Raw genomic sequence first — 9,150 nt, forward strand, 5'->3', positions numbered from 1 at the left:
ATGCACGTGATGTTTCTGCTTTTTTAATGTGGGCTGCTGATCCTCATATGGAAATTCGTAAAAAAACTGGTTTTCGTGTTATCTTATTTTTGATCCTTTTTGGAGGGCTTGTTTATATTTTAAAAGCCCATCTCTGGCGTGGTTTAGAAAAAAAATGAAAGGAGAAAGCAAAAGAATAGAAGAAAAAATTATGGGAACTGGTCTTGAAAGAGTATAAAGAGCATAAGGAACAATTCTGATTATGATGCATTGATGTTTTATAAAGTAAAAGCAAAGTAAAAACGGAGATGTTAAAATGAAAAAAATTGTATGTACTACCCTTATGTCAATTTTGATGGTTTATAGTACTTATGCTCAGTCTTTTGAAGTGCCTTCTAAACCTGAAATAATTTCTTCAACGGGTATTGTACAGGTAGGGATTGATAAGTCTGTGCGCTATGTAACACCTTTAGCAACGGATTTTGTTGCTTCCAGCCTTATAGGTGCCAATGTCTATAATATAGAAGACGAAAATATTGGTGAAGTAAAAGATATTATTCTACGTGAAAATAATATTGCGGGGTTTGTGGTTGCTGTTGGTGGTTTTCTTGGCATAGGGGAGAGTTATGTGATCGTTTCTCCAGAAACAATCCAGATGACAAATGATTATGGTAAGTGGAAACTTATTACGAATGTGACAAAAGATTCTTTAAAGGACGCTCCAACATTTAAATACGAAGGACGTTGGGCTCGCTAATTTCGTGTTTCCATTGTCAGATTAGAACAGTTGCTGTCATAACATGTGATGGCACTGTTTTTTTATACAGAGTATTTGAGAAATGTAAAAACTTTAGGCAAGAATCTCTTTTTGTTTTTTTTAGAACTCAAAGGAAAATTGAGATTAGATCTTAATGATTTCAATTTGTTTGAAAGAAAAATATTCTATACGTTTTGTGCAGCTTTAAAATACTTTCAACAGAATATCTAACCCTTAAAGCCTTATAGATAGGGATATTTGTAAATCCTATCCCTACTCTTTATTTGCTTAAAAGGCACAAAATATTAAAAGAGAGCAATTATTTAAGTATTATGTTTAAACAACATAACATCGCCGTCTTGCACAATATATTCTTTACCTTCATCACGGGCTTTCCCTGCTTCTTTTGCACCGTTTTCTCCTCCTAAGGTAATATAATCTTCGTAGCTAATGGTTTGAGCGCGAATGAAACCACGTTCGAAATCTGAATGGATAACACCGGCTGCTTGGGGGGCTTTAGTGCCACGTCTGATTGTCCATGCACGTGTTTCCTTCGGACCACAGGTGAAATAAGTAATGAGATCTAGTAAAGAGTAGCCAGCACGAATAAGGCGGTTTAGACTTGGTTCAAAGAGCTCTAGGGCATTAAGATATTCTAAAGCTTCTGTCTCATTAAGTTGCGTGATTTCAGCTTCGATAGAAGCAGAAATGATAATGCTTTGAGCATTTTGCTCTGTTGCCATTTTTTCGACCATTTGTGTGAAGTTATTTCCATGAGCAGCGTCATTTTCACTTACATTGCACACATAGAGGACGGGTTTAGAAGTGAGAAGATTTAAACTCTCAAGGATGCGGCGTTCTTCGGAAGAGATATCTTTAAGCAATAATCGAACAGGATTTCCTTTTTGGAGTAAATTTAAGGCTGCTTCCATAACGGGTAGAATAGTAAGAGCTTCTTTATCTTTTCCAGTGGCACGTTTGCGAATTTGTATGATTCGTCGCTCCAAACTTTCAAGATCCGCAAGCATAAGTTCTGTTTCAACAGTTGTAGCATCAGAAATGGGATCAATGCGTCCTTCTACATGGGTAATATCATCATCTTGAAAACAGCGTAAAACATGAATAATGGCATCAACCTCACGGATATTGGCTAAAAATTTATTGCCTAAACCTTCCCCTTTTGAAGCGCCGCGCACAAGCCCAGCAATGTCGACAAAACTGATGCGTGTGGGAATAATTTCTTTTGAACCAGCGATGGAAGCAATTTTCTCCATCCGCAAATCTGGCACAGCAACTTCACCGGTGTTGGGTTCAATGGTACAAAAAGGATAATTGGCAGCCTGTGCAGTGGCTGTTTTTGTGAGCGCATTAAAAAGAGTTGATTTTCCAACATTAGGTAATCCGACAATACCGCATTTAAAGCCCATGAGAATCTTTCTTTTCTATTGATTTTATGGCTAAGATAAAAATTTTTTATAGCATATTTTCAGAAGAGTTATAGCCTTTGTATTGTGATAAGTGAGAAAAAAGTCTACAGCAATGAATAACCTGTTTTTTTTATCTTTTAAAGTTCTTCTTAAACTTAATAATTAAGAAAACTTCCAGTTAATGTTAATAGTGTGCTAAGTTTTTCATGATACGCAAATCTGCGTAAATAATTAATGGGAGAAAATAGAAGAGTGTTATCTCGTTGTGCCTTTTTAATTGCAGCACTTTTAGCTTTAGCTGGATGTGCTACAACACATCAATCAGATATGTCATCGGCTTCTGTTCAACAAGCTCGATACATTCCACCGGAAATACAGGCTTTGTACGGTCCTGTAACGAATGAAACTTATCCATTACCTGCTGTTGATCTTACAACAATTGATCCAAAGTTTTGGCGACAAGAAGTGATTTATTATACATCTTATCCACCTGGAACGTTGGTTATCGATACGCAAGAATGTTTTCTTTACCTTATTGGTGAAAATGGAAAAGCTTTACGCTATGGGATTGGCGTCGGTAAGGAAGGCCTAGCATTTGAAGGTGAGGGGGTTGTACAGCGCAAGCGTCGCTGGCCAAATTGGGCGCCTACTGCAGCAATGATGGCTCGAGAACCAGAACGTTATGGGCATTTGGGGAAAGGAATGCCACCAGGACCTGATAATCCATTGGGCGCGCGAGCACTTTACCTTTTCAAAAATGGGAAAGATACACTTTTCCGTATTCATGGCTCACATGAATCTTGGTCAATAGGACGTGCTATTTCAAGTGGATGTATCCGCTTGCTTAATCAAGATATTATTGATCTTTATGATCGTGTTCCCGTTGGTTCGCGCGTTGTGGTGTTACAAAACAATAGGAGTGTTCCTACAGTTTACAGTCAACAATCAAATGGCTACGATCCGCTAGAGTCAACCATTCAGCCAAATGATTTTTAATTTTAGGGAGAAGATTGGAAAAAGCCATTTGAGTATTTTGGTTTGCTGTTCAATCTTCTCTTTCTCCAAAAAGAGAGTATAGATCTTTCTTTTTCAAAAAGTCTGCACCAATATCATTATTTTATTTGCCAGATTTTCATATTGCCCAAACAGGTTTTTCCTTTGAGAAGTTTTATAAGAAGCATTTTTTTCTTTTTTCAAGGGTTTTTATCTGTATACCTTTCCAATTTGTGAGGTGTAAGCGAATGGTTTTGATTGTTTCATTATCAATAGACTTGAAATAAATCTTACTATATTGAGTGTATTTATTTAGCATACAGAAAATTAATTTTATAAATCAATATATTATATAAAATTTCTATAGAGAAATGTTGATTTTTTACCGATGAGAGAAATAAAAGATTAGAGTAAGTTTTTATTTTTTATTGTTTGTGAAACTTCACTCATAAAGAGAGATTTGTTACCCTTTATGAGGAGAGCAATATTTTTTGCAATGGTATTTAAGAGAGGGAGCAACCATTCTTGATCAGATTTGGTAAAATTTCCTAAAACATGATGATGAACAAGTTCTTTACTTCCAGGATGACCAATACCTATACGTATGCGACAATAGTCGGTACCACAATGGGCATCAATAGACTTAATACCATTATGCCCATTATTTCCTCCTCCGATTTTTACACGGACTTTTCCCGGTGATAGGTCTAACTCATCATAAATAATGATCAAACTCTTTAAATCTAATTTATAAAATCGCAAGGCTTCACCAATGGCTTGGCCGGAGAGATTCATGAAGGTTTGCGGTTTAATAAGAAAAATTTTTTCATTATTTATGAAACCACTAGAGATTTCTGCTTGAAACTTCTTTGACCATGGAGAAAAAGAAAAGGACTGATAAATAGCATCAATAGCCATAAAACCGATATTATGGCGGTTATTTTGATATTGCAAACCAGGATTTCCAAGACCAGCAATAAGCCACATATGTACCTTCAGTCAAAGTGTGAGGGGAGTATACGTCTCATAAATTAAGGCGGGAAAATTCCCGCCTGTTGAGTTTTATGAAGTTTGCGCCTCGTCTTCATCCTTTTCTTGTTCGGAAGTTTCATCACTGACATCCATGCCAGCAGGCGCTGCAATGGTTGCAATGGTAAAGTCCCGATCTTGGATAATGGGTGTCACATCTTTTGGCAGTTGCACAGCTGAAATGTGGATAGAATCACCAATAGAATAGCTAGAGAGGTCAATTTCAATGGCTTCAGGAATAGCATTTGCTGGAGCGGTACATTCAATTTCGTGGCGAACAATATTGAGGACACCACCCTTTTTAAGTCCAGGTGCTGTATCTTCATTGAGGAAGTGGACAGGAATATTCACTTCTACAACAGATTTTGCTGAAATACGGAGGAAATCGACGTGGAGAGGAAAGTCACGCACAGGATCCAATTGGTAATCTTTTGGCAAGACCATAATTTTTTGCTTGTCGAGAACAATCGTTGCAATGGTGGTCCGAAAGCCACCGGCGTGGATTTTGTAGAAAATTTCTTTATAGGGAACGGTTATTGCCAAAGGAGGTTGTTTTTCACCATAAATGACAGCAGGGATAAGACCGTTGCGGCGAAGTTCACGGGAGGACCCCTTACCAACCCGCTCGCGTTTTTCGGCCTTAAGAGTGTAGCTTTTACTCATAATTTAAGTCCTTATTTACATGATTGGAGATCCTTCAAAAACAATAACAGTTTTTGCATGGATATGAAGATATGCGCTAGAAAACAGCGATTGCTCCATTCTACGCTGCCTCCAAGGGTGTCTACGTAGAAGCTTGTTCTATAATTCAAACTTCGCGCAGATGCAAGAGTTGTGGGAAAAATCGATGATTTCTACCGTTAAAAAGGAGGAAATGTTACAAATTGCTATGCGGATAGAGAATCAACCAATAGGCGCTAATATGTTTAAAATCAAACACTGGAGATGTTATGAAGGTTGAGATTGCCTTGGGTGAGATGTCAGAGAGTCGTGCTTTGCATAAATCGACGCCAGCGCTTCTTGACTTGGAAGAATTATTGGCGACACGTCTTTTGGTACAAGGTAATTCCGGTTCAGGAAAATCACATCTTTTACGTCGTCTTTTAGAACAAAGTGCTAAGTGGGTGCAGCACTGCGTGATTGATCCAGAAGGCGATTTTATCACTTTGGCCGATAAATTTGGTCATGTTATTGTAGAGGCTCAACGCAGCGAATTAGAACTAACGCGTATTGCTCATCGCATTCGTCAACATCGGGTTTCTGTGGTGTTCAATCTTGAAGGTTTAGATACAGAACAACAGATGCGTGCTGTGGGGGCTTTCCTTGGGGCACTGTTTGATGTGGAACGTGATTATTGGTATCCTATGCTTGTGGTGGTTGATGAGGCACAATTGTTTGCTCCAACTGCGGCAGGAGAAGTTTCTGATGAAGCGCGTAAAATTTCTCTGAGTGCTATGACCAACCTTATGTGTCGAGGACGTAAACGGGGGCTTGCTGGTGTTATTGCAACACAACGTTTGGCTAAGCTTGCCAAAAATGTTGCTGCTGAAGCTTCAAATTTTTTAATAGGTCGAACTTTTTTAGATATTGATATGATGCGTGCGGCTGATCTTTTGGGGATGGAGCGTCGTCAAGCGGAAATGTTTAGAGATCTTGAGCGGGGACATTTTATCGCTTTAGGTCCTGCTTTATCAAGGCGTCCCTTACCAATTATCATTGGTTCAGTTGAAACTTTAGCACGCTCTTCTAGCCCTAAATTAATGCCACTTCCAACAGAGCACATAGATGCAAAAGAACTGGTTTTTACGGCTTCACCAGAGGAAATTTTAACGCCATTTAAACAAATACGAGAGCCTGTGAGAGAAAAATCAATGCACGAGATGTTAGAGGAGGTGGTGCATAAAAAACAAGAGGACTTAGAAGAAAACCTAAGTTTATTTCCTGAACTTTCTGATGTTGAGCGAGAGTGTCAAGCAGAACATGTTATTCGGGAAATTCTTGAGGATCCTGAGGCTTTTTATCGTTCAACAGCGGTGCTTTATCAAGATTTTTCAGTTCGTTGTCGTATCCATGGTATGTCTAAGGTTCCTTTTAATCTCTCACAATTTCGGCGTAAATTGGCGATTGCCCAAGCTTGTGTTGATGAAGAAACCGCTGTAAGTGAACATTGGAAACATATTTTGCAGATATCAGAAAGTTTGGAAGATGATGTTCAAGGAGTCTTCTTGAATGTGGCACAGGCCGCATTGGGTGGAAAGCCATGTCCATCCGATGCATTTTTAGCCCGCCTTTATGGGACACACTCTTTAAGTCGTGCACGGCGGCTTTTAACTTATTTTGAAGAGCGCGGTCTCATTGTTATTCATACACATTTTAGTGGTCAACGCATCATTGCATTTCCTGATCTTGGTGTCGAAACGGCACCAGGAGATCCTAAAGCACCACTTTAACCGAATAAACTTGAGACAGATTGTTCTGCTGCTGTTCTGGCGATTGCTTCTCCAATGAGATCGGCAATGGGCAAAACGCGAATATTATGAGCTTTTTCAATGGCTTCTGTTGGCATAATCGAATCTGTAATAACCAATTCTTTCATTTCTGAATGAGTAATACGCTCAATAGCATTTCCAGAAAGAACACCATGCGTGATGTAAGCCGTAACACTATTGGCACCGTGTTTTAGGAGAGCGCTTGCTGCATTGCATAGTGTTCCACCGGAATCAACAATATCATCAAGCAAAAGACAATCTTTTCCAGAGACATCTCCGATAATATTCATAACCTCTGATTCACCAGGGCGTTCACGGCGTTTATCAACAATAGCCAGCAAACTATTTAAGCGCTTGGCAAGCGAACGGGCGCGTACCACCCCTCCGACATCCGGTGAAACAACAATAACATTTTCAAGCGAGTAATGCATTTTGACATCGCGAGAAATAACTGGAACAGCATAGAGATTATCCGTGGGAATATCAAAAAAACCTTGAATTTGTCCGGCATGAAGATCCAATGTTAAAACACGGTGGGCGCCTGCTTCGGTAATCAGGTTGGCAACAAGTTTTGCGGAAATGGGGGTGCGTGGTCCAGGTTTACGATCTTGGCGCGCGTAACCAAAATAGGGGATGACGGCTGTAATCCGACGCGCCGAAGAGCGGCGAAGCGCATCAATCATAATGAGCAATTCCATCAAATGATCGTTGGCTGGATAGGATGTGGATTGTAAAACAAACACATCTTGTCCACGTACATTTTCATGTAATTCTACAAAAATTTCTTGATCAGCAAAGCGTTTTACGGTTGCTTTGCCTAAGGGAATATTTAAATAATTTGTAACATCTTCAGCAAGGCGTGGATTAGAATTGCCGCAGAAAAGCTTCATAGTGGAACCTCTGAGTCGTCACGGTAGAGTATGATAGGGTTTTTAACTTCTTATTATCAGATTGCAAGAAAACAATTATAAAAGCGTTACAATTTTATCTCTTCTTATTGAAGAGCTCTGTATTTTATTTTTTCTTTTTCCAAAATTTTATTGCTTTTAGAGCAAAGTTTTTTCACCATGAGATAAAGAAATAAGTATATCGATTAAATCTTTTTTCTTTTACTCTATAGAACAGTGTGGATATGGTTTTCTGTATACAAGGAATAAAGCAGAGTTCATGTTTAAACATTGTTTTAAATTTAGCCATTACAGGCAAATTTTGGAGATAAGAATAATTAGCCCCTTCGTACTTTGTTTGTTAAAAAAATATTTTTGATAAAAAGCGCAGTGTGTGAGAGTAGCTTTTGTTTCATCGTGAGCTAAAAATTGTATTTTGCAGTTTTGCTATTCTCTTTAGATGAAAAAAGCCCCATTTCATCTCGTCAACATAATCGCAGAAAATTGTCGTTCATCATCTGGTTCATTTCGGAGTGTTGCACGCCGATAGGAGAAAAAACGCTGTTCATCTTGGTAGGTGCAAAGTTCCACACAAGAAGCACTAACCCCTGCTTCTTTGAGTTGATTGAGAATGAATGCCCACAGGTTAAAGTGAAAGTGATTAGCTTTATCTGTTTTTAAAAAATATTTTTGAAATTTACTCTCGCAATCAATAAATTGGTGGTAAAATTCGTCTGTGACTTCGTAGTGGCAAGGACCAATACAAGGACCAAGGACTGCTGTTATTGATTGTCTTTTGGCGCCTTGTCCTTCCATAACGGTGATGGTTTTTTCTATAATTCCTTTTAAGCTTCCTTTCCAACCAGCATGAGCAGCAGCGATGACACCTGCTTGTGGATCAGCCAATAAAACTGGTCCACAATCTGCTGTAAGAATGCCGATGACGAGTCCTGGTGTGGTGGTAACAAGAGCATCTGCTTTGGGAACTTCATCAGTAAAAGCTTGTTTCGCTACGACAACTTCAGAAGAGTGTATTTGATTGACAATGATTAAATTTTGTACCTCAACATTAAAGTAATCGGCGATCAAAAGGCAATTTTGTGCGATATGTGCGGGTTGATCGTTGGCACTTTGTCCAACATGAAGGCCTGGAAAGAGGCTTTTTGAAATACCGCATTGACGTGTGAAAAAACCATGTTTTATCCCGTGTATGTGTAAGGCAGAAAGCTCTTTTGCAAGGATAGGGGGTGAGATAGGATTCATCAAACTTCCTCATAAAGATGGTTGTTTTCAAAGAGAGAATGGTGTGTGAAATGCGCGTATTTGTCAATATTTATGGGCATCAAAATCTGGGAGGTACAGGTATATTTTTATCACTCATATATAAGACTTTAAATAATTTTCCCATTTGATCTGGACCAGCTAATCGCTCGATATCTTGGCGGATTTTGTGTTGCAATGGAGCATTTTTATTCGATCCAAGCTGTTGTGCGCGTTCTAGAAGCCCCATTTTTAAGAGAAAGTCTCCTTGTTCTAAGATTTCAACAAAACAGCCTTGTTCAAGGGCGATATTCTTTAAAAAGGAAAAA

General features: G+C 38.8%; 9 protein-coding genes and 1 pseudogene. 4 read left to right on the forward strand and 6 right to left on the reverse strand.

Annotation, left to right across the window (positions count from 1 at the left end):
• Nucleotides 1-158: cytochrome c1 (locus FS875_RS08695; RefSeq protein ID WP_246067893.1), on the forward strand; the 158-nt coding region annotated here is incomplete at its 5' end.
• Nucleotides 159-295: 137 nt separating this feature from the next.
• The gene (locus FS875_RS08700; RefSeq protein WP_144755724.1) at nucleotides 296-736 is read left to right on the forward strand and encodes a PRC-barrel domain-containing protein; all 441 of its coding nucleotides are present in this window, start codon (nucleotides 296-298) and stop codon (nucleotides 734-736) included.
• A gap of 323 nt (nucleotides 737-1,059) precedes the next feature.
• Here the strand turns inward: FS875_RS08700 and ychF are convergent, their stop codons facing one another.
• Nucleotides 1,060-2,163, reverse strand: coding sequence for a redox-regulated ATPase YchF (gene ychF, locus FS875_RS08705; RefSeq protein ID WP_144755727.1), 1,104 nt, complete (start codon nucleotides 2,161-2,163; stop codon nucleotides 1,060-1,062).
• Between the two features lie 252 nt (nucleotides 2,164-2,415).
• On the opposite strand from ychF, the gene FS875_RS08710 reads away from it, so the two are divergent.
• Nucleotides 2,416-3,159: a L,D-transpeptidase gene (locus FS875_RS08710; RefSeq protein WP_144755730.1), complete on the forward strand. Its 744-nt coding sequence runs from the start codon at nucleotides 2,416-2,418 to the stop codon at nucleotides 3,157-3,159.
• Between the two features lie 402 nt (nucleotides 3,160-3,561).
• Here FS875_RS08710 and pth read toward each other — a convergent pair whose 3' ends face one another.
• Nucleotides 3,562-4,143, reverse strand: a complete 582-nt coding sequence (gene pth / locus FS875_RS08715) for an aminoacyl-tRNA hydrolase (RefSeq protein WP_144755733.1) — start codon at nucleotides 4,141-4,143, stop codon at nucleotides 3,562-3,564.
• Between the two features lie 75 nt (nucleotides 4,144-4,218).
• Nucleotides 4,219-4,848 carry a 50S ribosomal protein L25/general stress protein Ctc gene (locus FS875_RS08720; protein WP_144755736.1) on the reverse strand — a complete coding sequence of 210 codons (630 nt, stop codon included), beginning with the start codon at nucleotides 4,846-4,848 and terminating at the stop codon, nucleotides 4,219-4,221.
• A 287-nt stretch (nucleotides 4,849-5,135) separates the two neighbouring features.
• On the opposite strand from FS875_RS08720, the gene FS875_RS08725 reads away from it, so the two are divergent.
• The gene (locus FS875_RS08725) at nucleotides 5,136-6,635 is read left to right on the forward strand and encodes a helicase HerA domain-containing protein (RefSeq protein ID WP_144755739.1); all 1,500 of its coding nucleotides are present in this window, start codon (nucleotides 5,136-5,138) and stop codon (nucleotides 6,633-6,635) included.
• On the opposite strand, the gene FS875_RS08730 is transcribed toward FS875_RS08725, so the two are convergent.
• From FS875_RS08730 to FS875_RS08740, 3 genes and pseudogenes are all read right to left on the reverse strand, one after another.
• Complete coding sequence (locus FS875_RS08730; RefSeq protein ID WP_144755741.1) at nucleotides 6,632-7,564, reverse strand: ribose-phosphate pyrophosphokinase; 933 nt, start codon at nucleotides 7,562-7,564, stop codon at nucleotides 6,632-6,634. The genes FS875_RS08725 and FS875_RS08730 overlap by 4 nt on opposite strands.
• Before the next feature lie 474 nt (nucleotides 7,565-8,038).
• Nucleotides 8,039-8,824 carry a peptidoglycan editing factor PgeF gene (pgeF, locus tag FS875_RS08735; protein WP_144755744.1) on the reverse strand — a complete coding sequence of 262 codons (786 nt, stop codon included), beginning with the start codon at nucleotides 8,822-8,824 and terminating at the stop codon, nucleotides 8,039-8,041.
• A 79-nt stretch (nucleotides 8,825-8,903) separates the two neighbouring features.
• Nucleotides 8,904-9,150 (reverse strand): annotated as a pseudogene (locus FS875_RS08740) (class I SAM-dependent methyltransferase); the annotation flags it as partial.

The organism is Bartonella saheliensis, from assembly GCF_902162175.1.